The sequence below is a fragment of the Streptomyces sp. AF1A genome (genome assembly GCF_047340315.1).
GTDB lineage: Bacteria > Actinomycetota > Actinomycetes > Streptomycetales > Streptomycetaceae > Streptomyces.
In genome coordinates this window covers 1-25,517 of record NZ_JBLEBI010000011.1, presented here as the reverse complement: position 1 = coordinate 25,517, position 25,517 = coordinate 1, and the positions used below count along the sequence as shown (strand labels likewise).

Here is a 25,517-nt window from a genome sequence, read left to right as displayed (position 1 = left end):
CCATGCAGTCGACCTCCCGCGTCGAGACGTTCCCCGCCCACACCCCGGCCGCCTCCCAGATCTTCACCACGGTCCTGTGCCACGGGCCCCTGACGAGGCTCGAGGTGGCGCGGCGAGCCGGGCTGTCCCCGGCCGCCGTGACCAAGGCCGTCCGGCCCCTGATCGAGGCCGGGTACCTGGTGGAGGACGCGAACGAGGAGGCGCGCCCCGTGCTCGGGCGGCCGGCCCACCTGGTCCGTGTGGACGGCGGTCGGGCCCTGTTCATCGGTCTCAAGGTGACCGGCGACGTGATCATCGGGGTGCTCGCCGACCTGTGCTGCCGCATTCGCGTGGCCCGGCGCGTCGCGCTGCACGGGCGGGAACCGGGGGCGGTCCTGGCCGTGGCCGCCGAGCTGGTGCGGGAGCTGCTCACCGAGGCCGACGGTTTCGGCGTGCCGGTCCACGGCCTCGGCATCGCCGTCTCCGGTGACGTGGACCGCTCCGAGGGCACCGTCCGCTACTCGCCCTTTCTGGAGTGGCGGGACGTCCCGCTGGCCGAACTCGCCACGGTCACCTGCGGGTTGCCGACGACGGTGGACAACGACGTGCGCGCCCTGACCGTCGCCGAGCAGTGGTTCGGCGACGGCGTGGGACTGACCGACTTCGCCGTGGTCACGGTCGGCGCCGGCATCGGCTGCGGCCTCGTGGTGCACGGCCGGGTCGTCGCGGGCGCACACGGCGTCGCCGGTGAGATCGGGCATGTCACCGTGGACCCGGCCGGACCTCCCTGCCACTGCGGCAACCGAGGCTGTGTGGAGGCGATCGCGGGGGAGGCGGCGATCCTCGCCCAGGTCCGCGAGGCGACCGGACGCGCGGTGGCCGACACCGCCGAGGCCGTCGCCCTGGCCCACCGGGGCGACGCGGGGGCCCGCGCGGTCTATGCCAGGGCGGGAGAGGCGATCGGCCGGGGCATCGCCACGGTGGCGAACCTGCTCGGCCCGGAGCGCGTGATCATCTCCGGCGAGGGCCTGGCCGCGTACGACCTGTTCGCCGAGCAGATCCGCGACGCCTTCGGTGCCGCGGCCTTCGGCTCCGCGGCCCGGTGCGAGGTCCACACCCGTCCGCTGCCCTTCGAGGAATGGGCCCGCGGAGCCGCAGCCACCGCCATCCAGTCCTTCATCACCACGGACCCGAACCGACCTGGCAAGGAGCAACGATGACATAGTCGAGCCGCCCTCTCGGACCGTGCGTGGTCCCGTAATCCGAAGGTCCCGGCAGCGACATGCCACGAGCGAGCGGCCGTCCGTACCCCGACGAGACGGGCGGCGCGCCTCGCCCCACCCACCTTCACACCGGCCGCCCCCCAACAGCCGCCACTCACCGACTCCGACCGACAAGGGCCGTCGCCCTCAAGCCGCGATCCGAACCCCGCCTGCGTACCTCGCGCCCCGCCGCCCGCGCACGTGCACCCCCACCACCGGGTCGGGCCAGGGCCGAGCCCCCGCCGCTCCTTTCCGAAACCACTCCCGGGAGGTCCGACCCATGCGGTCACCCTCGTTCTCCGCCCTGCCCGCACGCGCCCTGAGAGCCCTGGTGGTCCTCGCCCTCGCCGCGGGCGGAGCCACCACGACCTCCGCGGCCCACGCCCGGCCCCGCACCGCCGTCCCGGCCGGGGCCCAGGCTTCGGCGCAGCACACCGCCGCGGTGGCCGCCAAGCCGTACATGGGCTGGTCCAGTTGGAGCATGCAGTCCTCGCACTACCCCGGCCTCAACCCCGACGGCGACTACAGCTACCTCACCGAGGCCCACGTCCTGCAGCAGACCGACGCCCTCGCCGCCAAGCTGAAGAAGTACGGCTACGACTACGTCAACATCGACGCCGGCTGGTGGCGCGACAACGCCTGGAAGCCCGAGTACGACCAGTACGCACGGCAGAAGGCCGACCCGACGCGCTTTCCGCGGGGCATGAAGGCGGTCGCCGACGACATCCACGCCAAGGGCCTGAAGGCCGGCATCTATCTGCCCGTCGGCCTGGAGAAGGAGGCGTACAACGACGGCAAGTCGCCGATCTGGCACGCCGACGGCTGCACCACCGCCGACATCGTCTACGACGACCTGCGCACCACCAACGGCTGGGACAGCTCCTACAAGCTCGACTTCTCCAAGCCGTGCACCCAGAAGTACGTCGACTCCCAGGCGCAGATGCTCGCCGACTGGGGCTACGACTTCCTCAAGCTCGACGGCGTCGGCCCCGGCTCCGGCAAGAGCGGCGACCAGTACGACAACGTTGCCGACGTCGCCGCCTGGCAGAAGGCGATCGCGGCCACCGGCCGCTCGATCCACCTGGAACTGTCCTGGTCCCTGGACATCGGCCATGCCGCCGACTGGAAGAAGTACGCGAACGGCTGGCGCATCGACACCGACGTCGAGTGCTACTGCAACACCCTCGTCAGCTGGGAGAACTCCGTCGACGACCGCTTCGACGACGCGCCGGCCTGGACCAGCCACGCCGGTCCCGGCGGCTGGAACGACCTCGACTCCCTCGACGTCGGCAACGGCGCCATGGACGGCCTGACCAAGGCAGAGCGCCAGACCTACGCCACCCTGTGGGCCATCGCCAAGTCCCCGCTGTTCACCGGCGACGACTTGACCAAGCTGGACTCCTACGGGACGTCCCTGCTGACCAACAAGGAGGTCATCGCCGTCGACCAGGCGGACGCGCCGCCCGCCGCCCCGGTCACCCCCTCCGACCCGCAGCAGGTGTGGGCCGCGAAGAACCCCGACGGCACCTCCACCGTCGCCCTGTTCAACCTCGCCGACAAGCCCGCCTCGGTCACCGCCGACTGGACCGCCCTCGGCTTCACCGGCAAGGCGAGAGTCCGCGACCTGTGGAACCACGAGAACCTCGGCACCCGCACCAACAAGATCACCGAGGCTCTGCCCGCCCATGGCTCGCGCCTGTTCACCGTCACCCCGCAGGGCCGGCCCGTCACCTGGTCCGGTATCGAGGCCGAGGCGGGCGGCAACACGCTCGCCGGCAACGCCTCCCTCGCCGACTGCTCGGCCTGCTCCGGCGGCAAGAAGGTCGGCAACCTCTACCTGGGCGGCAAGCTGACCGTCAACGACGTCCGCGTCGACAGGGCCGGCACCTACCAGATCAAGGTCGCCTACATCAGCGGCGACTCCCGCCCGGCCCTGATATCGGCCAACGGCGGCGGCGCCGTCAGCCACAAGTTCCCCTCCACGGGGGACTGGGGCACCGTCAACACCGTCTACGTACCGGTGACCCTGAAGGCCGGGTCCAACACCATCACCTTCGACAGCGGTTCCGGCTACGCGCCGGACATCGACCGGATCGACGTACCGAAGTCCTCCTGACATCCCGGGGGCCCGGCCCGCGGGCCGGGCCCCCGGCTCAGTCTTCTGGAGCCGCCATGAACCCCCGTCCGACCGATCCCAGCAGACGCACGGTGCTCTCCCTCGCCGCGACGGCCGGTCTCACCGCGGCGCTGGGCGCCCTGCCCGCGTTCACCGCCTCCGCCGCACCCGAGCGGCCCACGGCCGCACCCCCGCCCACCAATGCGCGTGACCAGCTCTGGTGGCAGGCTCCCGGCGACGAACACTCCATGATCGAACAGGGCCTGCCCGTCGGCAACGGCCGCCTCGGGGCCCTCGCGAGCAACGACCCCGGCCGCGAGCTGCTGCTCGTCACCGACGCCACCCTGTGGACCGGCGGCCTCAACGACACCCTCGACAGCGACGGCCAATTCCCCTACGGCCGTACCGACTTCGGGTCCCTCACCCTGCTCGCGCGGCTGACGGTCGACATCCCCGACCACGACCTGTCCGCCGTCAACGACTACCGCCGCACCCTCGACCTCGCCCAGGGCCTGGTCACCACCACCTACGTCCGCTCCGGCGTCACCTACCGGCGCCAGCTCTTCGCCAGCCGCCCCGACGACGCGATCGTCCTGCACTTCACGCAGAGCGGCGGCGGCCGCTACACCGGCACCATCACCCTGGAGGGCACGCACGGCGAGAAGCCCTCCAGCGCCGAGTCCTTCGCCGGGTCCTTCGCCAACGGCCTGCGCTACGCGGCGGCGGTCAAGGCCCACGGCACCGGCGGCAGGGTCCGCGTCGACGGCCCGCACATCGAGTTCGCCGGCTGCAGCGAGCTCACCGTCGTCCTCAGCGGCGGCACCAACTACACACCCGACGCCCGCACCCACTACCGCGACCCCTCACTCGACCCCGAGCGGCTGGCCCTGCACAAGGCCGCCGCCGCCGGACAGCACCCGGTGGGCGCCCTCCTGCGCACCCATGTCGCCGACTACCAACCGCTGTTCGAGCAGCTGCGTCTGACGCTCGGCACCTCGACCGGCGCCCAGCGTTCCCTGGACACCTGGGAGCGCCTCCAGGCGCGGGCCCGCGACGGCGCGCCCGACCCCGAACTCGAGGCCGCCTACGTCCAGTACGGCCGCTACCTGATGATCTCCGGCTCGCGCGGCAGCCTCCCCCTCGGGCTGCAGGGCCTGTGGCTGGACGGCAACGACCCGGACTGGATGGGCGACTACCACACCGACATCAACGTCCAGATGAACTACTGGATGGCCGACCGGGCGGCCCTGTCCCAGTGCTTCGACGCCTTCGCCGACTACTGCCTGGCCCAGCTGCCCGCCTGGACCGACCTGACCCACCGGCTGTTCGACGACCCGCGCAACCGCTACCGCAACTCCACCGGGAAGATCGCCGGCTGGACCGTCGCGATCTCCACCAACCCGTGGGGCGGAGGCGGCTGGTGGTGGCATCCCGCGGGCAACGCCTGGGTGGGCAACAGCCTGTACGAGCACTACGAGTACACCCAGTCGCGGGAGTACCTGGCGAAGATCTACCCGCTGCTGAAGGGCGCCTGCGAGTTCTGGGAGGCCCGGCTGCTCACCACCACTTTGCCGGACAGCGGCCGGGAGGTGCTGATCGCCGACAGCGACTGGTCGCCCGAACAGGGTCCGCTGGACGCCAAGGGCATCACCTACGCCCAGGAACTGGTGTGGGCACTCTTCGGGAACTACGCCGAGGCGGCCGCCGTACTGGACAGGGACGCCGGCCATGCGAAGACGATCGCGGCGCTGCGCGAGAAGCTCTATCTGCCGCGGGTGAGCCCGAAGACGGGCTGGCTGGAGGAGTGGATGTCGCCCGACAACCTCGGCGAGACCACCCACCGCCATCTCTCCCCGCTCGTCGGGCTGTTCCCCGGCGACCGGATCCGCCCCGACGGCTCCACCCCGAAGGACATCGTCGAGGGCGCCACCGCCCTGCTCACCGCGCGCGGCATGGAGAGCTTCGGCTGGGCGAACGCATGGCGCGCGCTGTGCTGGGCGCGCCTGAAGAACCCGGACAAGGCCTACCGGCTCATCGAGAACAACCTCCGCCCCTCCAGCGACGGCAGCAACGGCACCGCCTTCAACCTGTTCGACATCTACGAGGTCGAGCAGGGCCGCGGCATCTTCCAGATCGACGCCAACTTCGGCACCCCCGCGGCGATCAGCGAGATGCTGCTGTACTCCCGCCCCGGGCACATCGAGCTGCTGCCGGCACTGCCCGACGCGTGGGCCGCGTCCGGGTCCGTCGAGGGCGTACCGGTGCGCGGCGGTTTCGTCGTGGACCTCCACTGGCGGCACGGCAGGCCGACGCACATCCGTCTGCGCAGTGTCGGCGGCCGCACCACCACGGTCGTGTTCGGCGACGTGTCGCGCACGGTGACGCTCGAGCCGGGCACGTCCGTCACGCTGAAGGACGTCACCCGATGAGGGCCCGCCGCGCTCATGCGCCCCTTCTGGTCGCCGCGGCGGCCGCCGCGCTGGCCGTGCAGGCCCTCCCCGCCAGAGCCGTGTCCACCCCGGCCCGGCATGACGTGATCACCTGGGGCGCCAGTGCCGACCGGGTGGGCGACGGCGTCGCGGACCGGGGATACCGGCTCGTCGTCCACACCAGCGTGGGCGGCGACGACCTGCGGATCCGGCTCTCCAACGCCTTCGGGGACCGGCCCGTGACGTTCGACGGCGTCTATGCGGGCGTCCAGGCCGACGGGGCCGCGCTGGTGCACGGCAGCAACCGGCGGCTGACCTTCGACGGCGCGCGGTCCGTCACCGTCCCCGCCGGCGCCACCGTCCTGAGCGATCCGCTGCCGGGCAAGGTGGCCGCACAGACCAACCTGGTGATCAGCGTGCACAGCCCGGACGCGGCGGGCCCCGCCACCGGTCACGGCATGGCGATGCAGACGTCGTACATAGCCGAGGGCGACCACACCGCCGAGGAGTCGGCGGCGAACTGGGGCGGCACCACCGGTTCCTGGTTCTACCTGGACGCGGTCTCGGTGCGGGCCCCGGCGGCCACGGGAGCGGTGGTGGCCCTCGGGGACTCCATCACCGACGGCTGGCAGTCCACATCGGACCTCAACCGCCGGTGGCCGGACTACCTCTCGCGTCGCCTGCGGCAGTCCACCGCCACCACCGTGAAGGGCGTGGCCGACGAGGGGATATCCGGCAACAAGGTGCTGGCCGACGGCGCCGGACAGAGCGCGCTCAACCGGCTCGACCGGGACGTGCTGTCCCACCCGGGGGTGCGCACGGTGTTCCTCTTCGAAGGCGTCAACGACATCAAGGCGCACACCGGTGTGACCGCCCAGGACATGATCGCCGGATACCGCCGGATCATCGAACGCGCCCACGCGGCCGGCAAGTGCGTCGTGGGCGCCACGGTCGGGCCGTTCAAGGGCTGGTCGGAGTGGGACCCGCAGGCGGAGGCCGTACGGCAGGACGTCAACGCGTTCGTCCGCAGCAGCGGGGAGTTCGACGCCGTCACCGACTTCGACCGCATCCTGCGCAGTCCGTACGACCAGGAACGCATACTGCCGTTCTTCGACGGAGGCGACCACCTCCATCCCAACGACAAGGGCATGCAGGCCATGGCCGACGCGGTGGACCTGAAGAGCCTCGACTGCGGCCGGGGACCGGGGTGAGTCCCCAAGTGTCCCGGCGGCCCCGCACCCGCGTCTGCCGTGTGCGGGGCAGGGCCGCCCTCCGGGCGCGCGTGCCACGTCCTCAAGTCCCCCGGCCCACTGCGGCTTACGGGGACGGTCAGGCGGAGCCCATGATGAAGGCATGAGGATTCCCGGCCGACGGATCGAACTGTTCAGCTCCGCCGGCAGCGAGGACCGGTTCGGCGGCCCCGCGACCGGTGACGAGCGGAGCATGCTGGTGGCCGTGCTGGACGCCCAGCGGGCCACCCTGAAGCTGAAGTGCTCCGGACTGGGACCGGAGCTGGCCCGGCGATCCGTGCCTCCCTCCTCGCTGTCGCTGCTCGGCCTTGTCCGGCACCTGGCCGACGTGGAGCGCCGCTGGTTCCGGGCCGTGCTCGCCGGGCACGACGTCGAGCTGCGCTTCTCCTCCATGGACGTCCCCGAGGGCGACTTCGACGGCGCCGCCCCGGACCCCGAGGTGGTCCAGGAGTCCTGGGCGGCGTGGCGCGCCGAAGTCGCCTTCGCGCAGGCGTTCGTGGCCGGTGCCCCGCATCTCGACCTCGAGGGCCACGACGCCTGGCGGGGCACGGTGTCCCTGCGCTGGGTGCTCATCCACATGATCGAGGAGTACGCGCGTCACAACGGGCACGCCGACCTGATCCGCGAGCGCATCGACGGCGCGGTCGGGGTGTGACGCGAGGCGGCCGCGCCGCCGCACGTGTGTCAGCTGAAGTCGGGGCCTGCGGTACGTGTGCGCTTGATCTCGTAGAAGTTCGGCGTGGAGGCCACGGTGATCACGCCGTCCCAGAGCCGGGCGGCGTCCTCGCCCTTCGGGGCGGGGTTCACGACGGGGCCGAAGAAGGCGACGGGATCGCTGCCCGGGCCGGTGCCCGGGACGGCGATGACCGGACTGCCGACGTCCTCGCCGACCAGGGTGATTCCCCGGGTGTGGGAGGCGCGCAGTTCCTCGTCGTAGCGATCGGTGTCGCCGGCCGCCGCGAGGTCCACGGGCAGTCCGGCATCCTGCAGGGCACCTTCCAGCGTGGCCCGGTCCTTCGGCTGCTGCTGGAGGTGGTAGCGGGTGCCGAGGGCGGTGTACAGGGGCTCGAGCACCTCGGGGCCGTGGGTGAGGCGGGCGGCGGTCAGGACGCGTACCGGCGCCCACGCGTCCGCCATCAACAGGCGGATGCGCTCGGGCAGTTCGTCCAGCCGGTTCTCGTTCAGGATGGACAGGCTCATGACGTGCCAGGACACCTTCACGGGGCGCCGGTCGGCGACGTCGAGCATCCAGCGGGACGTCAGCCACGTCCACGGGCAGACGGGGTCGAACCAGAAGTCCACGGGGGTGGGGGTCTCGGGGGAGGCGGATGCGGGCACGGGAGGCTCCTCTTGCCGTTGCTGCGTCTGTCGTCGGGGGCGGGGGAGGGTCAGTCGTCGGCGCGGAAGTCGGTGGAGGCCGACAGGTCGGACCAGGCGGCCAGATCGTCGGCCAGTTGCCGCTGTCCCTGCTCCACCAGGCGCACGGCGTCGCTGCCGAGCACGAGATGGACGGGCGGCTTGTCGCTGTCGAGTACCTGGAGCACGGCCCGGGCGGCGCGCGCCGGGTCGCCCGCCTGGTTGCCGTCCTTCGCCTGCCGGGCGGCACGGATCGGACCGAACACGTCGTCGTAGTCGGGTACGGTGCGCGCGACGCGGACCATGGAGCGGCCCGCCCAGTCCGTGCGGAACGAGCCGAGTGCCAGCGAGGTCACGCGGATGCCGAATCCGGCGACTTCCTGTGCCAGCGAACCGGCGATGCCCTCCATGGCGAACTTGCTCGCGCCGTAGAAGGCCACGCCGGGCAGCGCCGTCAGCCCCGCCATGGAGGACACGGTGAAGATGTGGCCGGCGCGTCGCCGCCGCATGTGGGGCAGAACCGCCTTGATGACGGCCACGCTGCCGAAGACGTTGACGTCGAACTGCCGGCGCGCGTCCTCCATGCCGGTCTCCTCGACGGTGCCCTCCAGGCCGTATCCGGCGTTGCTGATCAGCACGTCGATCGCGCCGACGGTCCGCTCGACGTCGTCGACCACCGCCGTGACGCCGTGGTCGTCGGTCACGTCCAGCAGTCTGGCCACGGCACGCCCGGGGGCCAGCGCCTCGAAGGCGCCGGTCTGCGAGGGGTCACGGACCGTGCCCACGACGCGGTGCCCGGCGGCCAGTGCCTCCTGGGCGAAGGCCCGGCCCAGGCCGCCGCTGACGCCGGTGATGAGGAACGTCCTGCTCATGAGAGTCTCCTGCGGAGCGTGCGCTGGTGGTGACGCGTCGCGCGTCGCCCCCGCACGTCCGGCGCACCGCTGCCGCGGGCGACGGTCACGTGCGGCGGGACGCCCCGACTGCGGCCTTCGTTCCCGGTCCGCCCGGCTCCACCGTGCGCCCGACCTGGTCGGGAGGCAACCGTGGAACCATCCGGCGTTAGCCGACCGGTCGTCTAGTACGGTAGTCGCTCGGTCCACCCGTGTCAAAGACGCGCGGAGCCGCAGGTGCCCGGTCCGTGAGAACGGTGAGGGCGCACGTCGGTGCCGCAGGAGAGAGAATCCGGGCATGAACCTCGCACACAACGAGGAGAGTCACGATGAGCGGTACCGCGGACGACGAAGCGATCCTGCGTGACGTCCTCGACCGGTGGAAGGCGGGCGTCGACGCACACCAACCCGAGCGGGTCGCCGCCGGTTTCACCGAGGACGCCGTGTTCCAGGGCCTCCGTCCCTACAGCGTGGGGCGCCGGGGCGTCGCCGAGTACTACGAATCCCAGCCGCTGGGCATGACCGCTCAGTACGAGATCCTCGAGACACGGCGGTTCGCCGACGACCTTGTGTTCGGGTACCACGACGTCGTGTTCTCCTTCACCGACCGGCCGTCGCTGGCCGTCAAGCTCGGCCTGCTGGTGAAACGCCTCGCGGACGGCTGGTACGTCGCCCACTACCAGGTCTCGCTGCTGCCCTGACCCCACCGGGGCCGCCGGTACGCGCACGAACCGGCACGCCGGGTCACCTCACCGCCGGCCGCCTCGCACGGCCGGCCGCAACCACCGTGAAACACAGCGGCGTTGAGCCACCGGGCCGTGTCGCGTGTCGGCCGTGTGTTTGCCGACTTGCCTGGCTGTGGTGCCGGACGTGCAATGGGGGAGAAGCTCGCGCATGTGTCCGAGCCGATCCCATCCATCCCTCCGGTGTGTTCGGGCACTTCAGGGGGCTAGGAGGTCAGGTGCCATGGCGAAAGTCCTCTTCATAGTGAGCGGGGCGGCGTACTGGGTGCTCAAGGACGGCACCAGGTACGCGACGGGCTACTGGGCCGAAGAGTTCGCGATGCCGTACAAGAAGATCACGGAGGCGGGCCACGACGTCGTTGTCGCGACACCCGGTGGTGCGATCCCGAGCGTCGACATGATGAGCCTTCGCCCCTCGATGGCGGGTGGCGAGGAAGGAGCCCTCGAACTGGAGGAGATCATTCGCTCCGCCGAGGTGATGCGCCGGCCTCTCAAGCTGTCGGACGTCCGGCTCGAGGACTACAACGCGGTGTACCTGCCCGGTGGTCATGGTCCGATGTCCGACCTGGCGTTCGACGCCGACGTCGGCCGGCTGCTGACCGCACAGTTGGCCTCGGGCAAGCCGCTCGCCATCGTGTGCCACGCCCCGGCCTCGATCCTGGCCACCAGGATCCACGGCGAGTCCCCGTTCAAGGGCTACCGCGTCACGTGCTTCACGGACGAGGAGGAAGAGGCCGTCGGACTGGCCCCCAGGGCACCCTGGCTGCTGGAGACGGAGCTGAAGGAGAAGGTCGGCGTCGACTTCAGCCGCGGCCCGATCTGGCAGCCGTACATGGTGGAGGACCGCAACCTCATCACCGGGCAGAACCCCCACTCGGCGGCGATCCTCGCCGACCGGCTGCTCGAAATACTCAAGTGAGCGCACAGGGGCCGTCGGTGTGCCGCGCTCCGTGCGGCCGCACGCCGCTCTCCACGGGAGCGCGCCGGCGTCCTTGGCGGGTCACCGCCCAGTCTCGAAAGGCGGATGGCACCTGACCACTCGGGACGAGGACGGCCCGCCGCGCCGTCGGCCGGGTGCGGGAACCGGGCCCGCCGCCCTCAGGACGGCACGGCCTCGCCGGCCGCGGCGGAGTCGGCGAGGGGTGCCGCATCGAGCAGGGCCGCCGCCGCGGCGCGGGCGGTGAGGGCGGCCGAGAAGTCGTGGTCCATGCGCGCCGAGTGGGCGGCGCCGTCGTAGAGGTAGTGCAGTTGCCGGGCCAGAATCCCCGGGTCGGCGTATCCGCACTCGGTGGCGAGGTCGGTGAGCAGGCCCCGCAGCCAGGTCCGGTGCTCCTCCGCGACGCGGCTGATCGAACTGTCGTCCGGAGCCTCTGCGGTGGCCCGCACGAACGGGCAACCGCGGTAGCCGGGGGCGGACAGCGCCTCGTGCTGCGCGTCGAAGACGCCCAGCAGCCGCTCGCGCGGTGTCCGGCAGCGGGCCAGCGTCCGGGTGATCCGCTCCCGGGCCCGTGTGTTGCGGTACTCCAGATAGGCGCAGACCAGGCCCTCTTTGCTCCCGAAGACGTTGTAGAGCGAGGCCTTGGCGACTCCGGCGTGCTCGATGACACGGTCGATGCCGACGGTCTGCACACCTTCCTCGTAGAAGAGCTCGTTCGCGGCATCGAGCAGGCGCTCGCGCGCAGACGACTTCGGCACGGTCCTGACAGCCATGACACTCACCCGTTTCGAACGGTCCTCAGTCCACCTGCGCGGCGACGTCCGCCATGCACGAGCGCTGCGCGGCGGCGGTGACCTCGGAGCGAGGCGCCGGAACCGGCCGCACCACCGCGACCCGCTGCGCACTACGGCCGCTGAGCACGAGGCCGGCCAGCGCCAGGAGGGCCAGGACGACGACCGCGAGGCCGTACTCCCTGGCGGTCTGTACGAGCCCGCCGCCGTGCACGACCAGTATGCCGCCGATGACCGCGGGTACGCCCAGACCCAGGTAGCACACCACGTACAGCAGGGACAGCACACCGGACCGCTCGTGCGGGGCCACCTGTGGAACCACCATGCGGATGCCGCCCTGGAAGCCACTGCCGAAGCCGAAGCCGGAGACCGCGGCGCCCACGAAGAATCCGGCGACCGAGAGCGCGCCGCCCGCACCGGAACCGATGGACACCAGGCTGATCGCCACCCCGGCGATCAAGGTCGCGATGCCGGTCACCATGACGAGGTGGGTCGCGGTGCGGCGCAGCACCAGGACGGACAGGCCCGCGGAGCCGGCGAGCACGAACAGCGGCAGCCCTCCCCACACCACGGCGTCGGAGTGCTCCAGAGTCCGGGAGAGGGCCGGCCCCAGAGCGCCGTAGAGGCCGGTCAGCGCCCACACCGCGAACATCACGGGTGCGGCGATGGCGACCGAGGAACGCGCGGCCGCGGGCAGCTTGATCTCGGGTGCCATGCTGGCCACGGCGCCCGGCTTCCGGCTCACCGTCTCCCGCAGGACGAGCACGGCCAGCGCCTGCAGCACGAAGACGCCGAGCAGCAGGAAGTAGATCAGGTGGGTGGGCGCCGGCAGGTACTGCACGACCAGGCCGGACACCAGGGCGCCGCCGGCGGTTCCCAGCGTGGGTGCGAAGGAGTTCAGGAAGCCTCCCCGCCGCGGGTCGATGTCCAGCATCGCGGCACCGAGCGCGCCGACGGCGGCACCGGTGCTCAAGCCCTGGATGACGCGGGCGGCCAGCAGCGTGCTCACCCCGCCGGCGTCGATGAACGCGACCATCGCGAGCGCCTGTCCCAACAGTGCCGTCACGAGTACCGGACGGCGGCCCACATGGTCGGAGATCTTTCCGAAGATGAGGAGTGAGACCAGCACGGCCACGGCGTAGACGCCGAAGACGACGGTGACGGTGATCGGTGAGAAACCCCACTCCCGCTGGTAGAGGGCGTACAGCGGAGTCGGCGCGCTGGACGCGGCCAGCAGCGACACGAGGATCGAGGCCAGCAGTCCGATGGAGGCAAGCCGCCCCAGGAGCGGGCCCTTCGGGCGGGCGTGGGCGGGAGACTGCCGCCTGGCCCTGCCGCTCACGGAGATGCTTGCCGTCGCAATGGATTCAGAACTCATGGGTCACTTTCGGGCTGGTGCAAAGGCCTCGGCCATTGCTAGACAGGTCTGTCTGGTACCCGCTCCAACCCCAGGTGCCGAGCGGCTATTCCGCTGCCCGGAGAAAAAGGCGCTCGAATGTGGGGCGGCCGGGCCGCCGTCGATGAGGTGAATCACGAACGAGAACGTGGCGGTCGGCAGCCGGGCGCCGGGCAGGAGCGCCCCGGCCGCCTTACGCCACGGCCGGCGACGGCTCATGCCTGTTCGACGCCAAGCCGGACCGCGGTGGCGGCACCGAGACGCACCACACAGCCCGGCTGACGAACATCGGCAGCATCCGGCTGCACCGGCCGGACGACACCACGCCCGGCCGGCCCGCGCTGGGTGCCTCGCTGACGCGCGCGATCCGCTGGGAGCTGATCCAGCGGCAGCGCCTGAAGCCCGGTTCCCGGGGATCCGGGGCTGGGCTCCAGGCCGTCCACTCCCGGTGACGGAGTGTCAGTGTTGCCGGCTGTGAGGGGTCTTCTCGCCGGCCTCGACGGCGAACGGCAGCCGGTTCTCGGCGGGAGCGACGGGGCAGACGGGCATGCCGCTGAACGCGCAGAGCAGGTTGAGTGCCCGGTTGAAGTCCAGCACGACGGTCCCGTTGCCCTACGGCATGGTTGTGGTCTTCACCGACGCGACCTGCGTGGCGGTCGAGTCGGCCCTGGAGGACCCAGCGCGGGTCCGGCTCGAAGGTCGGCACGCCGCGGAACCCGGTGCGCTCCGGAGCTCGCGGGTCGTAGTTCACCAGCAGGTACTGGTCCCGGTAGGTGACTCCGATCTGCAGGTCGCCGGCGATGATCCGGGTGTCGTCCGGGGCGCCGCTGAGATCGAAGCCCCGGAATTCGGCGAACGTCTCGCCGTCGTAGGACATCGTCTGCCCCTGTGGATCGACGTACAGCGTGGTGCCCTCCTGCCACCACAGTCCCGGCCGGCCGCGGAAGTGCTGCGGGTCCGCTCGTCGAGCCGGGCGATGGAGGCGACGCCGCCCTGGACGATGTGGCCGCCGTAGCCGCGGACCTCCTCACGTCCCAGTCGGAGCATCTCCAGGGGGTTCTCGCCGTCGCGGGTCAGGTAGCCGTGCATGTGCGCGGCGGGCGCGTTGCGCGGGTGGCCGGCGTCGATCACGAGGACCGAGCGGCGGGCGCGGCCGAGGGTGAGCGCGGCGGCGAGACCGGCGAGACCGCCGCCCGCCACGGCCACGTCGACAGAGGCGGTGTCCTCGTCGGTCGAGGACTGGGGCTTGGTGAGTACTGGCTTGGTCATGCCGTCACCGTGCGACCGAGCACCCCCAAAGTGGAAATGAAGCAGATCCTGCCGGTACCCGCGACGGTCCCCGAACGGCTCGACCAGCGAACGCACAGGGCCACGAATGGATCTACGTGCTGACCGGCACGCTGCGCCTCACCCTGGGTGACCAGGACTTTCAGCTGCACGCCGGCGAGGCCGCCGAGTTCGACAGCAGAACGCCGCACGGCCTGGCGAACGTCGGCGGCCGGCCCCTGGAACTACTGATCATCTTCAGCCTGCAGGGCGAACCAGTCCACATGCGCGCCCCCACCACATGACCTCGACCGGGGTTGTCGGCCAGGTCCTGCGTATCCGTCGAAGGCTGCTCAGGAGGGCAGGGTCCAGCTCTGGTTGGCCGCTTGGGTGCATGACCAGATCTGCAGCCGGGTGCCGTTGGCCGAGCTGGGCCCGGTGGCGTCGAGGCACTTGCCCGACTGGGGGTTGATCAGAGAGCCGGCCGGCCCCGGCTGCCACACCTGCGAGCCGGTGCCGTTGCAGTCGTAGAGCTGCACCTTCGTGCCGTTCGCGGTGCCGGCCCCGGTCACGTCCATGCACTTGCCCAGTGCGGTGAGCGTGCCGCCGCCGACCGTCCAGTTCTGCGCGCCGCTGCCGTTGCAGTCGTAGAGCTGCACCGCCGTGCCGTTGGCCGGGTTCGCGCCGGCCACGTCCACGCACTTGCCGCCGTAACCGTGGATCGGGCCCGTGACGGTGGAGGGCGGGGTGACCGGGCCGGACTGCCCCGCCGCCCACGTGATCTCCTGGAGGAGGAGCTGGTTCTGCCGGGCGCTCGCGAACGTGGACGACAGCGCGGTGTTGGTGGAGTAGTCCATCGCGTTGTGGCCGAAGTTGTTGTAGACCATCCGGTAGTGGCGGTTGGACCACACGATCGGGTAGTAGCCGCTGTACCAGGTCTGGTCGGGGTCCGTGCCGATCGGGAAGGTGGACTGGTCCATCGACGCCAGGATGTCGATGTCGGGGTTCTGCCGCAGGTCCTTCTGCCAGCTGTACCACTCGCTGACCGACGACGTGATGCTGGCCGGCAGGCCGGCCGTGGCCGGATGGCCGGCGTCTTCGATCTTCAGCGTCTCCGAGGTGGGTCCCCAGGAGTTGCTCTTGAAGGTGCCGGTACCCAGGAAGGTGTTGTGGTACCAGGGCCAGTCGCTCGCGTCGTCGTTGTACGCGGAGACGTGGAATCCGATGAAGCCCCCGCCGTCGGACACGTAGGTCTGGAAGGCGGACTGCTGTGCCGCGGTGTGCGGGTAGTCGTCGAGGAACATCACCACCTGGTAGTCGGCCAGGGTCGCGGCGTTGAGCCGGCTCCAGTCCGTGGTCGACGTGTAGGTGAACCCGTTCTGCGCACCGGCTTGCGGGAACCACGTGTTGGCCTCGTGGTCGAAGCTGATGTGCGCGGCGTCGTAGGTGCCGTCGTAGAAGGCGAGCACCTTGAAGGGGGTGGTGGCCTGGGCCGCGTGTGCGGGGGCCGCCTGGAGGCCGAACATCAGCGCGACCAGGGCGAGCAGTCTCAACAGGGCGTGGTGCCGGGCGACTTCCGTACGGGATTCGACCATGCCAAGGCCTTCCTCGTCTGTGGGGGCGAGCCGGGTACGGCGCGTTCAGAAGTCTAGACCGTGTTCATGTCAATGATGAGTAGTCTGGACCAATTGATCTGTGAGACGGATGCTCGGCGGCGTTATAGACGTTCGGTCGTCTATTATCGGTGGAACGGTCGACTGTCCGATGCGTCGGGTGGCCGAGCAGTCACGAACGGTCGTCAACCGACGACGGGAGAGGTCGAACATGCGCGTCGAGATATGGACCGACATTGCCTGCCCCTGGTGCTACGTCGCGAGGGCTCGCTTCGACGAGGGTCTCGCTGCCTTCGCCCACCGCGACCAGGTGGAGGTGGTGCACCGCTCGTTCGAGCTGAACCCGGAGGCGGAAAACGGCACCGTGCCGATCATCGACGCGGTCGCCGCGCAGTACGGACGCACCCGCGAGCAGCAGGTCGCCCGGGAGGAGCAGGCCGCGGCCATGGCACGGTCCGCAGGGCTGGACTTCCGCATCGGCGGACGTGTCTTCGGGAACACCTTCGACATACACCGTCTCATCCACTTCGCCGGGACACGCGGCCGGCAGAACGAGTTGATGGACCTCGCCTTCCGCGCGAACTTCGCGGAGGAGCGTTCGGTCTACGACCGGCGGACGCAGCTCGGTCTGGCCGTCGAGGCCGGGCTGGACGAGGCGGAGGCGCACGCGGTGCTCGACGACCCCAACGCCTTCGCCGCCGAGGTCCGGGCCGACGAGCGCATGGCGGCCGAACTGGGCGCCTCCGGCGTGCCCTTCTTCGTGCTCGACCGCCGCTACGGCGTGAGCGGTGTGCAGCCGGCGGAGATGTTCACCCGGGCGCTGGAGCAGGCCTGGGCGGACCGGCCGGCGGCGTGACGGCGGCGCCTTCGGCGCGTCAGCTGTCCGACGCCGGCCGCGCTGTCGGGCGGTCGTCCTCCCAACCCGCCTCTGCGCGCCGGGGGGAGAAGCCGTAGCCGGTGAAGTGGCAGACCGGCACGTATCCGATGCGCCGGTACACGGCGTTGCTGATCGCGTTCTCCGGGTCCGTGAACAGGACGACCTCCCTCGCGCCGGCGGTCAGTGCGGCTCGGCTCACCTCGGCCGTCACGGCGCCCGCGTAGCCGCGACCCCTGCGGTGGGCCGGGGTGTAGACGGGGTCCACCCGGACCTGCCCGCCGACCAGCGGGTTCGCGCCGGCCATCGAGACGGGCGTGCCGTCCGGGGTCTCCCAGAAGGTGTAGTGCTTGTCCGCGAAGCGTGTGCCGGCCCAGGAAGCGGCATCGACGGTGACGGCCTCCCCGACGTCCGCGGCGAACTCGCGGCACCAGCGGATGACGTGCTCCTGGTCCCGCTTGCCGGCGGGTCGGCCGCGGCCCGCCGGGACCGGCTGCGGCGGGGTGAGCGCGGCGAGTCGGTGGAGCAGGCCCCGCCAGTCCCGTACCGGTGCTGCGCCCGTGTGCCTCTGCCATGCCCCGGCGAAGGCGGTGGCGGTGTCGTGGTCCGCGGTGACGCCGCAGAAGGCGTGGCCGAGGTCGGCCAGGTGGGCGGCGAGAGAGTTCGCCTGCTCGGGGGAGAGGGGGGTGAGGGTCAGGCGCCCGCGCCGAGTGCGGTAGAAGACGGCGCGGACCTCACCCTCCTCTTCCAGCCGGCCGAAGAAGACGGTGGCTCCGGCGCCGTCCGCGTCCGTCCCGCATGTGCGCAGTTTTTCGAGCGTGGTCAGGGGGGTGTTGTGCATGACGGGCCGAGAGCACAGGAAGTCTCCTGCTCGGGCGAGAAGGTCGTTGATGTCTTCGGTGAGGTGCCAGCCGGCCGAGCGCATGCTTCAGCATCCCCGAAATCCCCGTTCAGGGGGAGGAGTTGCCCGAGGATGAGCCCTCGCGACGGCTGTTCCAGCGTGCCGCGAGCCGCTGAGGCGATCGGCCGCGGCCACGGAGAACGGCAGGGACGCTCAGCGGCGCGCCGAACCGGGTCCCTGGTCATGGGCCGGTGCACCGGCCTGATCGTAGGTGTCGGGGGAGTGGGGGGTGCCGAGCATGTCGAGGAGCACCATGGCGTCGTGGTCGGGGCTGGCGGTGTCGGCGTAGTAGACGACGAGGCGGTGGCCGGGGGTGCCTTCGAGCTGCATGGTCTGGTAGCCGAGGGTGAGGTCGCCGACCTCGGGGTGGTTGAAGTGCTTGGTGCCTGGGCGGTGGGCGCGGACGTCGTAACGCTCCCACAGCCGGGCGAAGTCCTCGCTCTTGAGCAGGAGTTCACCGACGAGCTGGGCGAGGTCGGGGGCGTCGGGGTCAGTGCCGGCCAGGGCCCGCAGGCGCGCGACGCAGCCGCGGATGCGCGTCTCCCACTCGGGGAACAGGTCGCGGGCCGAGGGGTGCAGGAAGTAGTAGCGGGCGAGGTTGCGCTGCCTGGCCGGCCAGCTGTCGAGGCCCGCGTACAGATGCAGGCCGCCGGGGTTGGCCGCGAGCACGTCCAGGGTGCGGCTGAGGACATAGGCGGGGCTCGGCCGCAAATTCTCCAGCAGCAGCTTGATGCCGGGCCGCACCGCGCGGCTCGGCGCGGCGGGGAGTTCGGGGGCGTTCCGGGCGGCGCGGGCCGCCAGTTGACGCAGGTGTTCGTGCTCGTCCCCGTCCAGGCGCAGCGCGCGGGCGAGGGAGTCGACGACGGCCGGGCTGGGCCGGGTCTCCTTGCCGCGTTCCAGGCGGGTGTAGTAGTCGATGCTGACCCCGGCCAGGGTGGCCAGCTCCTCGCGGCGCAGTCCCGGGGTGCGGCGCAGCCCGGGACCGGCGGGGAGGCCGACCTGCTCGGGGGTGAGCTGGGTGCGGCGGGCGCGCAGAAACCCCGCCAAGTCGTTGCTGTGCTGGTCAGGGCTCATGCAGTCAGTGTGCCAGGGGTGCTGAGTGATGCGGGGCGGCCGTGGGGGGCCGTGTCACTCCCTGGAACGCCGCTCCCCGGCATCGTCCGGCCTGCCATGGCAGGCACGGGGTCGCGACAGTGGCAGAGCCGCAAGGGATCCGTCGATCCGGCGGCTCCCCGTTTCCACGGGCTGCGATGAACCAGCTTCCACGAGCTGCGAAGAGGCAGCCCTCCCGTCCTGAACGAAGGCAGAACACAGCATGCGCACCACTACCCTGGGCATCCACGGACCGCAGGCCGGCGTCATCGGCCTGGGCGCCATGGGGATGAGCTTCGCCTACGACATGGCCACCCCGCGCGACGAAGCCACCTCCGTCTCCGTCCTCCATCAGGCCCTGGACCTGGGCATGACCTTGATCGACACCGCCGACGTCTACGGCCCCTACACCAACGAGGAACTCGTCGGCCGGGCCCTGGCCGACCGCCGCGACCGCGCGGTGATCGCCACCAAGGTCGGCATGGAGTGCATCGACCCCACCGGCGGTCCCGGCGGTGCTCCGCTGGTCAAGCCCAACGGCCGGCCCGAGCACGTCCGCGCCGCCGTCGACGCCAGCCTGCGCCGCCTGGGCACCGACCACATCGACCTCTACCAGCTCCACCGCGTCGACCCCGCGGTCCCACTGGAGGAGACGTGGGGTGCCCTCGCCGAGGCCGTGACCGCCGGCAAGGCCCGGTACATCGGTCTGTCGGAGGTGAGCGTGGAGCAGATCAAGCGCGCCGAGGCCGTCCACCCGGTCACCACCGTGCAGTCCGAGTTCTCGTTGTGGAGCCGCGACGTCCAGGCCGAGGTGCTGCCCCACTGCAAGGAGCGGGGCATCGGCTTCCTGCCGTACTCGCCGCTGGGCCGCGGCTTCCTCCTCGGCCGCTTCAGCTCCTTCGAGGAGCTGCCGGAGAACGACCAGCGCCGGCGCCTGCCCCGTTTCCAGCAGGACACCCTCAAGGCCAACCTCGGCATCGCGACCAAGGTCCGCGAGGTCGCCGACCGGATCGGCGCCACGCCGGCGCAGGTCGCCCTTGCCTGGCTCGTCGCCCAGGGCGAGCACGTCGTTCCCATCCCCGGCACCAAGACGCCCAAGTACCTCGCCGACAACGCGGGCGGTGCGGACATCCGGCTGTCCCCGGCCGACCTCACCGACCTCGACGCCATCCCGGCCCCCGTCGGCGCCCGCTACTGAGGGCGGACACCGACCGGCACATCCCCACCACGAGGGCGCGGCATCCTGCCGCGCCCTCGTGGTGTGCCCCGCGTGAGGGACGCCCCGCGTGGCCGGATGTCCCGACCCGAAGCCGACCTGCCTCCGGCGTGGCGCCGCGGCACCGGATCGGCGTCGGTCGTCCGAGCAGACCCACGGCGGGTTGCGCTGGCTCCCGGCGGCCCGCGGGCAGAGTCTGGACCGTGGGCGCCGCCCCCACGCCGAGGCCCTTTGCGGACGGCCGTTGCCGGCCAGGCGTCCAGCGCGACACGGTTCACCCCGGGTTCATCTAACCACTAATAAAAGCTTGACAGGTTAGGTAGAGCGTGCTCGACTGGCATGTGTTAACCGCTCAAGTGGAAGAGAAAGGTTAGGCAGATGGCTCCTGGAACGATCCCCGCAGTTCACCACCGCACCGCCACCGTCAACGGCCTCGAGGTCTTCTACCGGGAGGCCGGCGCCCCCCAGGCACCCGTGGTCGTACTTCTGCACGGCTTTCCGACCAGCTCGCACATGTTCCGCCACCTGATCCCGGCCCTCGCCGACCGGTACCACGTGATCGCCCCCGACCACATCGGGTTCGGCCAGTCCGCGATGCCCGCACCGAAGGACTTCCCGTACACCTTCGACGCCCTCACCGAGGTGACCTCCGGGCTGCTCCAGCAACTGGGCGTCGGCCGGTTCTCGATGTACGTCCAGGACTACGGCGCTCCCATCGGCTGGCGGCTCGCCCTCGCCGACCCGGACCGCGTCACCGCGATCATCACGCAGAACGGCAACGCGTACGAGGAAGGGTTCGTCAAGCCGTTCTGGGACGGTGTCTTCGCCTATGCCCGCACGCCCGGGCCGGAGACCGAAGCGCCCCTGCGCGGTGCTCTCACCCTGGAGATCACGCGCTGGCAGTACGTGAACGGTGTCGCCGACCCGAGCCTCGTCAGCCCCGACAACTGGGTCCACGACCAGGCGTTGCTCGACCGGCCCGGCAACGACGAGATCCAGCTCAAGCTCTTCCGCGACTACCCCACCAACGTGGATCTCTACCCGCAGGTCCACCAGTACTTCCGCGACTCCCGGGTGCCTGTGCTCGCGGTCTGGGGCGCCAACGACGAGATCTTCGGCCCCGCGGGCGCCGAAGCCTTCCGCCAGGACCTGCCCGACGCCGAGATCCACCTGCTGGAGTCGGGACACTTCGCCCTGGAGAGCCACCTGCCGACCATCACCGAGCGCATCCGCGACTTCCTCGGCCGCGTCCTGTGAGGACCGAGGCCGCGGCGGCGCAAGCCCACCGGGCCCGTGCCCTGCCGCGGCCGGCATAAGGATTCGTCATGCAAGACGTCGTCCAAGGGGCCTTCAGGCCCGAACCCCGGGCCGTGCGCGCGGCCCGCGCCCTCGCGATGCGGGCCCTGGACGCCTGGGGCGGCTGCGGGCGCCGCGACGACGTCGAGCTCTGCGTGTCGGAACTCGCCGGCAACGCCGTCCGGCACGGCAGCCCCGAGAGCCGCGACTACCTGATACGCCTCGTCCGCCACCCCGACTGCCTCCACCTGGAAGTCCGTGACAGCGCCGCCCGGGCCGCAGTCCACACCCCGGCACCCTCCATGAGCGCCGAGCAGGGCCGAGGCATGCACATCGTCCGGCAACTCTGCGACAGCTGGGGCGTGCGGGCCGACGACACCGGACACGAAGGCAAGGTCGTCCGGACCTGCTTCCGCCGGCCCGAGGCAGCCGTCTCCCGCTGCTCGTGCACGCCCTGACGGGCACCGACCTCATCATCCCGACACCCGGAAGGGAACACGCATCATGGGACTGTCCTGGCAGCAAGGCCCCCTCTCCCCTGGCGCGATCGGGCACTTCCTCACCCCCGAGCCCCTGCCCGAGCGGCTGCTGTTCGTCGAGCCGTTGCGCCGCCGCATGCGCGTGAAGTTCGACGACGCCTGGATCGCCGACAGCGAGAACGTCGTCCTGCTGTACGAGCCCGGCCGTTACCCCGTCGCCTACTTCCCCCGCGCCGACGTCGACGAGCAGGCCCTGGTCGCGAGCGGAAAGACCACACACCACAAGGACCTCGGCGAGACCGCCTGGTACACCGTCAAGGGCGGCGACCGCACCGTGGAACGCGCCGCCTGGGAGTTCACCGCGCTGCCCGGCCACGCCGCCGAACTCCGGGACCGCATCGCCTTCGCCTGGCGCGCGATGGACTCCTTCTACGAGGAGGACGAGCGCATTCTCGGACACGCCGCGGACCCGTACCACCGCATCGACATCCGCGACACCTCCCGCACCCTGGAAGTCCGCCACGGCGGCACCGTGATCGCTCGCTCCGCACATCCCGTCGCCCTGTACGAGTCCGGCTTCGCCCCGCGCTGGTACGTCCCGCGCGCCGACATCGACGAGAGCCGCCTGCAGGCCGTCGAAGGACAGACCTTCTGCCCCTACAAGGGTCTGTGCGACTACTACGACATCGGCGACGCCCGCCGCGCAGCGTGGTCGTACCGCAACGCCTACACCGAAGTGGGACGCGTCAACGACATGGTGTCGTTCGAGCCCGACCAGGTCGAGGTCCACCTCGACGGCAAACGCCTGGAACCCGAGCCCGGTCAGAAGGTCATCTCCCACGGGATCGACCGCGGCCTGGACGCCGACGAGGTCAAGGCACGCTGACCGGGCACCGCCCCAGGGCGAGCCATGGACGCCGCCCGCCGGCTGGCGCAGCCGCGCATCGGACCGGGCTCGCGGGGATCGTCACCCCGCGTCGGGCCGAGGTGGTCTGCTGGACATCCTGATCTTGATGTTGTTCTCGCCGTGCCGGCCGACTTCGTGCAGGCCCAGGCGCCGGTAGAGGGCAAGGGCCCGCCGGTTGACGGCGAGAACGTCCAGGGTGAGGTCCCGCCCCTGTCGACGGGCCTGTCGCAGAAGCTCCTGGATGAGTCCGCCGCCGATGCCCCGCGCCTGGAAGTCGGGGTGGAGCTCGATCCGGCCGAGGTAGATCTCCGCGGGCCCGTGCTCGACGTGGAGCATGCCGGCATCGGCGCCGTCGACGGTGATGATCTGCCAGCGGCCGGGGGCGAACACGCGGGTGTGGAGCACCCGTTGGTCGTCCTCGTCCCATCCCCAGATCTGCGTGACGTAGGCGCCCATGGCCGCCTTGTGCAGCTGGAAGCAGTACTCCTCGTCCGCGGCGGTGGTCGCCCGCAGGCCGATGACGCTCACTCGGCCTGCTCCCGGGGCCGCTCGACGTTCTGATCGGGCTCCGGGACGGGCAGGGAGCCGCCGGACCGCAAGCCGTGCAGGTGGACCATGGGGGAGCACCTCGCTGATCTTCGTGAAGCGACCGTTCCTCTCAGCGAAGGATGTCCGAGAAGACGGCGGCGGTAACCAGGGGCCGTCGCCGACCGGCCGGGAGCCTCGGCATCGAACCTGGTCACGCCGTGACCGTCGGCAAGGCCCTCCATGAACGCACAGGCCCACGCGCGGCGGTCCTCCGTGGCTCGATCGGCAGAGCGTGCCCTCCACGCACGCACGCCCCCTCGACGACCGGCCGGCTGCCGGTGTTCAGGAGTCCGGAGCCGCCTCGATGCCCTCCCTGTCCGAGGAGGGCCACACGTACGGCAGGTCGTCCGGAACCCCGGGGAAGGCGTGCGCGTAGATGTCGCGGTCCTTGCGGACGAGCGCGGACCGATGACTGAGGTGGAAGGCCTCGTCGCCGAGCCAGGGCGGCAGCTCCCCGGCGGCCGCGAGAGCGCGCTGGTCGCGGACGGCCGCGCCCGGCCGGCACGCGGCGTACCCGGCGACCAGCGATGCGGCGCAGCTGTCCTGGTGCCCGCGCTCCCGCCAGACCCGGCAGACCTCGAGGCCGTAGCGGACCAGAGCCTCCTCGTATCCGCGCCACATGCGCACGGCCGGGTGCCGCCGCCAGCCGTAGCCGGGGACGGTCAGGCCCCGCAGCACCTGCAGCGCCTCGACCCGCTGCTTGCCCAGCCGGCGCCGGTCCAGCAGAAGGGCGGAGCCGCGGAAATCGGCCTCGGGCAGGAATGTCTGCATCAGCGTCGTCCTCGTCGCCACGGATCCCGGAGTCGCCACGGACCTCCGGTGTTGCCATGGCCTCCCGGAGTTGCCACGGGCCCTCGGAGTCGCCACGGATCCCCGGAGTCGCCACGGACCTCCGGTGTTGCCATGGCCTCCCGGAGTCGCACGGCCCCCCGGAGTCGCCACGCACCCCCGAAGGCAACGGGTGCCCTGCCGCACAGCGGGCGAACCGCCCCGGGCCGCTTCATGTGCGCGCATCCGCGATGCGGGCACCTTCGCGCGCGACACTCGCTTAGTAATGGGTTGAAAGGGAAGTCGGAGGTGCACAGCCCGCCGCCGACCGACCCGCGGGGTGGGTCGGTTCCGGGTGAGGCAGTAAGTGGCCCGCCCGTCACCCGAGGAGTGCCGTGACCGTTCGCATCGGAGTGGAAGAGGAGTTCCACGTCGTCGAGGTGGAGACGGGCCGGCTCGTGCCCCGGGCCGGCACCGTGCTGGAAGGGCTGCCCGGAAGGACTTTCACGACCGAGTTGCAGCAGACGACGGTGGAGTCGAACAGCGGCGTGCACACGTCTCTCGACGGCCTGTACGGCGATGTCATCGGCACCAGACGCCGGCTCGACGCCGCGGCGACCGCTCACGGGCTGGCCGTGGTCGCCACCGGAACGGTGCCGCTGGCCCGCACGGGGGACACACGGCCCACGGCCGGGCAGCGCTATCGCCGCATGGTCGAGGAGTACCGCATGATCGCCGACGAGCAGCTGATCTGCGGAACCCATGTCCACGTCGACATCCCCGACCGCGACCTGGCGGTGCGCGTCATGTGCGAGGTGTCGCCGTGGCTGCACGTCCTGCTGGCCCTGTCCGCCAGCTCTCCCTTCTGGCTGGGCGCCGACACCGGATACGCCAGCTGGCGGACCATGGTGTGGCAGCGCTGGCCCACCGCGGGACCCCCGGGATGCTTCGCCGACGCCGCCGAGTACGACGCCGCTGTGCAGTGCCTCGTGGACTCCGGCGTCATCAGCGACGCCGGGATGATCTACTACGACATCCGGCCCTCCGCCCACCAGCGGACCCTCGAACTGCGCATCTGCGACGCCTGCCCGCGCGCGGAGACGGTCGTGCTGATCGCCGGACTCTTCCGCGCCCTCGCGACCGAAGCCCGCGAGCGGCTGGAGACGACAGACGTCCCCGCCTGCGCGGGCCGCCACGAGTGGCTGCGCGCCGCCGCCTGGCGGGCCGCGCGCTCGGGCCTGGAAGGAACCCTCATCGATCCCGCGAGCCGCCGTCAGGCACCCGCGGCGCAGGTCGTCCGCAGCCTGCTGCTCCGGGTGCGCCCGGCGCTCGAGGCCGCCGGCGACTGGCCCACGGTCCGCGACCTCA

25 protein-coding genes are annotated in these 25,517 nt (G+C 71.3%); 14 read left to right on the top strand and 11 right to left on the bottom strand.

Annotation, left to right across the window (positions count from 1 at the left end):
- The first annotated feature begins 2 nt into the window (after window positions 1-2).
- From ACLU3S_RS05825 to ACLU3S_RS05805, 5 genes are all read left to right on the top strand, one after another.
- Entirely contained in the window at window positions 3-1,199 is a 1,197-nt protein-coding gene (locus tag ACLU3S_RS05825) for an ROK family transcriptional regulator (protein WP_413950646.1), read from the top strand.
- 322 nt (window positions 1,200-1,521) lie between these two features.
- Window positions 1,522-3,357, top strand: a complete 1,836-nt coding sequence (locus ACLU3S_RS05820) for an alpha-galactosidase D (RefSeq protein ID WP_413950645.1) — start codon at window positions 1,522-1,524, stop codon at window positions 3,355-3,357.
- Between the two features lie 56 nt (window positions 3,358-3,413).
- On the top strand, window positions 3,414-5,786 hold the full coding sequence (locus ACLU3S_RS05815; protein WP_413950644.1) for a glycosyl hydrolase family 95 catalytic domain-containing protein: 2,373 nt from the start codon (window positions 3,414-3,416) through the stop codon (window positions 5,784-5,786).
- Window positions 5,783-6,997 (top strand): SGNH/GDSL hydrolase family protein, encoded by a 1,215-nt coding sequence (locus ACLU3S_RS05810; protein WP_413950643.1) that lies wholly within the window; start codon window positions 5,783-5,785, stop codon window positions 6,995-6,997. Before ACLU3S_RS05815 ends, ACLU3S_RS05810 begins: the two co-directional genes overlap by 4 nt.
- A 142-nt stretch (window positions 6,998-7,139) precedes the next feature.
- On the top strand, window positions 7,140-7,691 hold the full coding sequence (locus ACLU3S_RS05805; protein ID WP_413950642.1) for a DinB family protein: 552 nt from the start codon (window positions 7,140-7,142) through the stop codon (window positions 7,689-7,691).
- Between the two features lie 29 nt (window positions 7,692-7,720).
- Here the strand turns inward: ACLU3S_RS05805 and ACLU3S_RS05800 are convergent, their stop codons facing one another.
- Both ACLU3S_RS05800 and ACLU3S_RS05795 read right to left on the bottom strand, forming a co-directional pair.
- Window positions 7,721-8,374 carry a DsbA family protein gene (locus ACLU3S_RS05800; RefSeq protein WP_413950641.1) on the bottom strand — a complete coding sequence of 218 codons (654 nt, stop codon included), beginning with the start codon at window positions 8,372-8,374 and terminating at the stop codon, window positions 7,721-7,723.
- Window positions 8,375-8,424: 50 nt separating this feature from the next.
- Window positions 8,425-9,264 carry an oxidoreductase gene (locus ACLU3S_RS05795; RefSeq protein WP_413950640.1) on the bottom strand — a complete coding sequence of 280 codons (840 nt, stop codon included), beginning with the start codon at window positions 9,262-9,264 and terminating at the stop codon, window positions 8,425-8,427.
- Between the two features lie 347 nt (window positions 9,265-9,611).
- Here ACLU3S_RS05795 and ACLU3S_RS05790 point away from each other — a divergent pair, with 347 nt between their 5' ends.
- Entirely contained in the window at window positions 9,612-9,983 is a 372-nt protein-coding gene (locus ACLU3S_RS05790) for a YybH family protein (protein ID WP_413950639.1), read from the top strand.
- 265 nt (window positions 9,984-10,248) lie between these two features.
- On the top strand, window positions 10,249-10,944 hold the full coding sequence (locus ACLU3S_RS05785) for a type 1 glutamine amidotransferase domain-containing protein (RefSeq protein WP_413950638.1): 696 nt from the start codon (window positions 10,249-10,251) through the stop codon (window positions 10,942-10,944).
- A gap of 179 nt (window positions 10,945-11,123) precedes the next feature.
- Here ACLU3S_RS05785 and ACLU3S_RS05780 read toward each other — a convergent pair whose 3' ends face one another.
- The 4 genes from ACLU3S_RS05780 to ACLU3S_RS05765 form a co-directional block, all read right to left on the bottom strand.
- Window positions 11,124-11,735 (bottom strand): TetR/AcrR family transcriptional regulator, encoded by a 612-nt coding sequence (locus ACLU3S_RS05780; RefSeq protein ID WP_413950637.1) that lies wholly within the window; start codon window positions 11,733-11,735, stop codon window positions 11,124-11,126.
- A gap of 25 nt (window positions 11,736-11,760) precedes the next feature.
- Window positions 11,761-13,131, bottom strand: coding sequence for an MFS transporter (locus ACLU3S_RS05775; protein WP_413950636.1), 1,371 nt, complete (start codon window positions 13,129-13,131; stop codon window positions 11,761-11,763).
- A 477-nt stretch (window positions 13,132-13,608) separates the two neighbouring features.
- On the bottom strand, window positions 13,609-13,746 hold the full coding sequence (locus ACLU3S_RS05770) for a DUF1684 domain-containing protein (protein WP_413950635.1): 138 nt from the start codon (window positions 13,744-13,746) through the stop codon (window positions 13,609-13,611).
- A 150-nt stretch (window positions 13,747-13,896) separates the two neighbouring features.
- On the bottom strand, window positions 13,897-14,418 hold the full coding sequence (locus ACLU3S_RS05765) for an FAD-dependent oxidoreductase (RefSeq protein ID WP_413950634.1): 522 nt from the start codon (window positions 14,416-14,418) through the stop codon (window positions 13,897-13,899).
- A gap of 116 nt (window positions 14,419-14,534) precedes the next feature.
- Between ACLU3S_RS05765 and ACLU3S_RS05760 the strand changes: the two genes are divergently transcribed.
- Window positions 14,535-14,720: a cupin domain-containing protein gene (locus ACLU3S_RS05760; protein ID WP_413950633.1), complete on the top strand. Its 186-nt coding sequence runs from the start codon at window positions 14,535-14,537 to the stop codon at window positions 14,718-14,720.
- Window positions 14,721-14,768: 48 nt separating this feature from the next.
- Here ACLU3S_RS05760 and ACLU3S_RS05755 read toward each other — a convergent pair whose 3' ends face one another.
- A complete protein-coding gene (locus ACLU3S_RS05755; RefSeq protein ID WP_413950632.1) occupies window positions 14,769-16,010 on the bottom strand; it encodes a ThuA domain-containing protein in 1,242 nt (413 codons plus the stop codon).
- Between the two features lie 229 nt (window positions 16,011-16,239).
- On the opposite strand from ACLU3S_RS05755, the gene ACLU3S_RS05750 reads away from it, so the two are divergent.
- Window positions 16,240-16,884 (top strand): DsbA family oxidoreductase, encoded by a 645-nt coding sequence (locus ACLU3S_RS05750; RefSeq protein ID WP_413950631.1) that lies wholly within the window; start codon window positions 16,240-16,242, stop codon window positions 16,882-16,884.
- Between the two features lie 19 nt (window positions 16,885-16,903).
- Here ACLU3S_RS05750 and ACLU3S_RS05745 read toward each other — a convergent pair whose 3' ends face one another.
- Window positions 16,904-17,827, bottom strand: coding sequence for a GNAT family N-acetyltransferase (locus ACLU3S_RS05745; protein ID WP_413950630.1), 924 nt, complete (start codon window positions 17,825-17,827; stop codon window positions 16,904-16,906).
- Window positions 17,828-17,956: 129 nt separating this feature from the next.
- Window positions 17,957-18,877, bottom strand: a complete 921-nt coding sequence (locus ACLU3S_RS05740; protein WP_413950629.1) for a helix-turn-helix transcriptional regulator — start codon at window positions 18,875-18,877, stop codon at window positions 17,957-17,959.
- A 241-nt stretch (window positions 18,878-19,118) separates the two neighbouring features.
- Here ACLU3S_RS05740 and ACLU3S_RS05735 point away from each other — a divergent pair, with 241 nt between their 5' ends.
- From ACLU3S_RS05735 to ACLU3S_RS05720, 4 genes are all read left to right on the top strand, one after another.
- Window positions 19,119-20,093, top strand: coding sequence for an aldo/keto reductase (locus ACLU3S_RS05735; RefSeq protein WP_413950628.1), 975 nt, complete (start codon window positions 19,119-19,121; stop codon window positions 20,091-20,093).
- Window positions 20,094-20,489: 396 nt separating this feature from the next.
- Window positions 20,490-21,368: an alpha/beta fold hydrolase gene (locus ACLU3S_RS05730; protein ID WP_413950627.1), complete on the top strand. Its 879-nt coding sequence runs from the start codon at window positions 20,490-20,492 to the stop codon at window positions 21,366-21,368.
- Between the two features lie 68 nt (window positions 21,369-21,436).
- Window positions 21,437-21,865: an ATP-binding protein gene (locus ACLU3S_RS05725; RefSeq protein ID WP_413950626.1), complete on the top strand. Its 429-nt coding sequence runs from the start codon at window positions 21,437-21,439 to the stop codon at window positions 21,863-21,865.
- Window positions 21,866-21,911: 46 nt separating this feature from the next.
- A complete protein-coding gene (locus ACLU3S_RS05720; protein WP_413950625.1) occupies window positions 21,912-22,772 on the top strand; it encodes a DUF427 domain-containing protein in 861 nt (286 codons plus the stop codon).
- An 81-nt stretch (window positions 22,773-22,853) separates the two neighbouring features.
- On the opposite strand, the gene ACLU3S_RS05715 is transcribed toward ACLU3S_RS05720, so the two are convergent.
- Together ACLU3S_RS05715 and ACLU3S_RS05710 are read right to left on the bottom strand one after the other, a co-directional pair.
- A complete protein-coding gene (locus tag ACLU3S_RS05715; protein WP_413950624.1) occupies window positions 22,854-23,321 on the bottom strand; it encodes a GNAT family N-acetyltransferase in 468 nt (155 codons plus the stop codon).
- Window positions 23,322-23,663: 342 nt separating this feature from the next.
- Window positions 23,664-24,152, bottom strand: coding sequence for an MSMEG_6728 family protein (locus ACLU3S_RS05710; RefSeq protein WP_413950623.1), 489 nt, complete (start codon window positions 24,150-24,152; stop codon window positions 23,664-23,666).
- Window positions 24,153-24,544: 392 nt separating this feature from the next.
- On the opposite strand from ACLU3S_RS05710, the gene ACLU3S_RS05705 reads away from it, so the two are divergent.
- On the top strand, window positions 24,545-25,517 hold a 973-nt coding region (locus ACLU3S_RS05705; RefSeq protein ID WP_413950622.1), incomplete at its 3' end, for a glutamate--cysteine ligase.

What these genes read in the sequence shown, in the direction of transcription:
- ACLU3S_RS05740 (WP_413950629.1), bottom strand. Translation starts at nt 18,877, where the DNA reads ATGAGCCCTGACCAGCACAGCAACGACTTGGCGGGGTTTCTGCGCGCC.
- ACLU3S_RS05810 (WP_413950643.1), top strand. Translation starts at nt 5,783, where the DNA reads ATGAGGGCCCGCCGCGCTCATGCGCCCCTTCTGGTCGCCGCGGCGGCC.
- ACLU3S_RS05815 (WP_413950644.1), top strand. Translation starts at nt 3,414, where the DNA reads ATGAACCCCCGTCCGACCGATCCCAGCAGACGCACGGTGCTCTCCCTC.
- ACLU3S_RS05775 (WP_413950636.1), bottom strand. Translation starts at nt 13,131, where the DNA reads ATGAGTTCTGAATCCATTGCGACGGCAAGCATCTCCGTGAGCGGCAGG.
- ACLU3S_RS05780 (WP_413950637.1), bottom strand. Translation starts at nt 11,735, where the DNA reads ATGGCTGTCAGGACCGTGCCGAAGTCGTCTGCGCGCGAGCGCCTGCTC.
- ACLU3S_RS05750 (WP_413950631.1), top strand. Translation starts at nt 16,240, where the DNA reads ATGCGCGTCGAGATATGGACCGACATTGCCTGCCCCTGGTGCTACGTC.
- ACLU3S_RS05795 (WP_413950640.1), bottom strand. Translation starts at nt 9,264, where the DNA reads ATGAGCAGGACGTTCCTCATCACCGGCGTCAGCGGCGGCCTGGGCCGG.
- ACLU3S_RS05765 (WP_413950634.1), bottom strand. Translation starts at nt 14,418, where the DNA reads ATGACCAAGCCAGTACTCACCAAGCCCCAGTCCTCGACCGACGAGGAC.
- ACLU3S_RS05745 (WP_413950630.1), bottom strand. Translation starts at nt 17,827, where the DNA reads ATGCGCTCGGCCGGCTGGCACCTCACCGAAGACATCAACGACCTTCTC.
- ACLU3S_RS05710 (WP_413950623.1), bottom strand. Translation starts at nt 24,152, where the DNA reads ATGCAGACATTCCTGCCCGAGGCCGATTTCCGCGGCTCCGCCCTTCTG.
- ACLU3S_RS05790 (WP_413950639.1), top strand. Translation starts at nt 9,612, where the DNA reads ATGAGCGGTACCGCGGACGACGAAGCGATCCTGCGTGACGTCCTCGAC.
- ACLU3S_RS05755 (WP_413950632.1), bottom strand. Translation starts at nt 16,010, where the DNA reads ATGGTCGAATCCCGTACGGAAGTCGCCCGGCACCACGCCCTGTTGAGA.
- ACLU3S_RS05805 (WP_413950642.1), top strand. Translation starts at nt 7,140, where the DNA reads ATGAGGATTCCCGGCCGACGGATCGAACTGTTCAGCTCCGCCGGCAGC.
- ACLU3S_RS05785 (WP_413950638.1), top strand. Translation starts at nt 10,249, where the DNA reads ATGGCGAAAGTCCTCTTCATAGTGAGCGGGGCGGCGTACTGGGTGCTC.
- ACLU3S_RS05730 (WP_413950627.1), top strand. Translation starts at nt 20,490, where the DNA reads ATGGCTCCTGGAACGATCCCCGCAGTTCACCACCGCACCGCCACCGTC.
- ACLU3S_RS05720 (WP_413950625.1), top strand. Translation starts at nt 21,912, where the DNA reads ATGGGACTGTCCTGGCAGCAAGGCCCCCTCTCCCCTGGCGCGATCGGG.
- ACLU3S_RS05820 (WP_413950645.1), top strand. Translation starts at nt 1,522, where the DNA reads ATGCGGTCACCCTCGTTCTCCGCCCTGCCCGCACGCGCCCTGAGAGCC.
- ACLU3S_RS05825 (WP_413950646.1), top strand. Translation starts at nt 3, where the DNA reads ATGCAGTCGACCTCCCGCGTCGAGACGTTCCCCGCCCACACCCCGGCC.
- ACLU3S_RS05735 (WP_413950628.1), top strand. Translation starts at nt 19,119, where the DNA reads ATGCGCACCACTACCCTGGGCATCCACGGACCGCAGGCCGGCGTCATC.
- ACLU3S_RS05725 (WP_413950626.1), top strand. Translation starts at nt 21,437, where the DNA reads ATGCAAGACGTCGTCCAAGGGGCCTTCAGGCCCGAACCCCGGGCCGTG.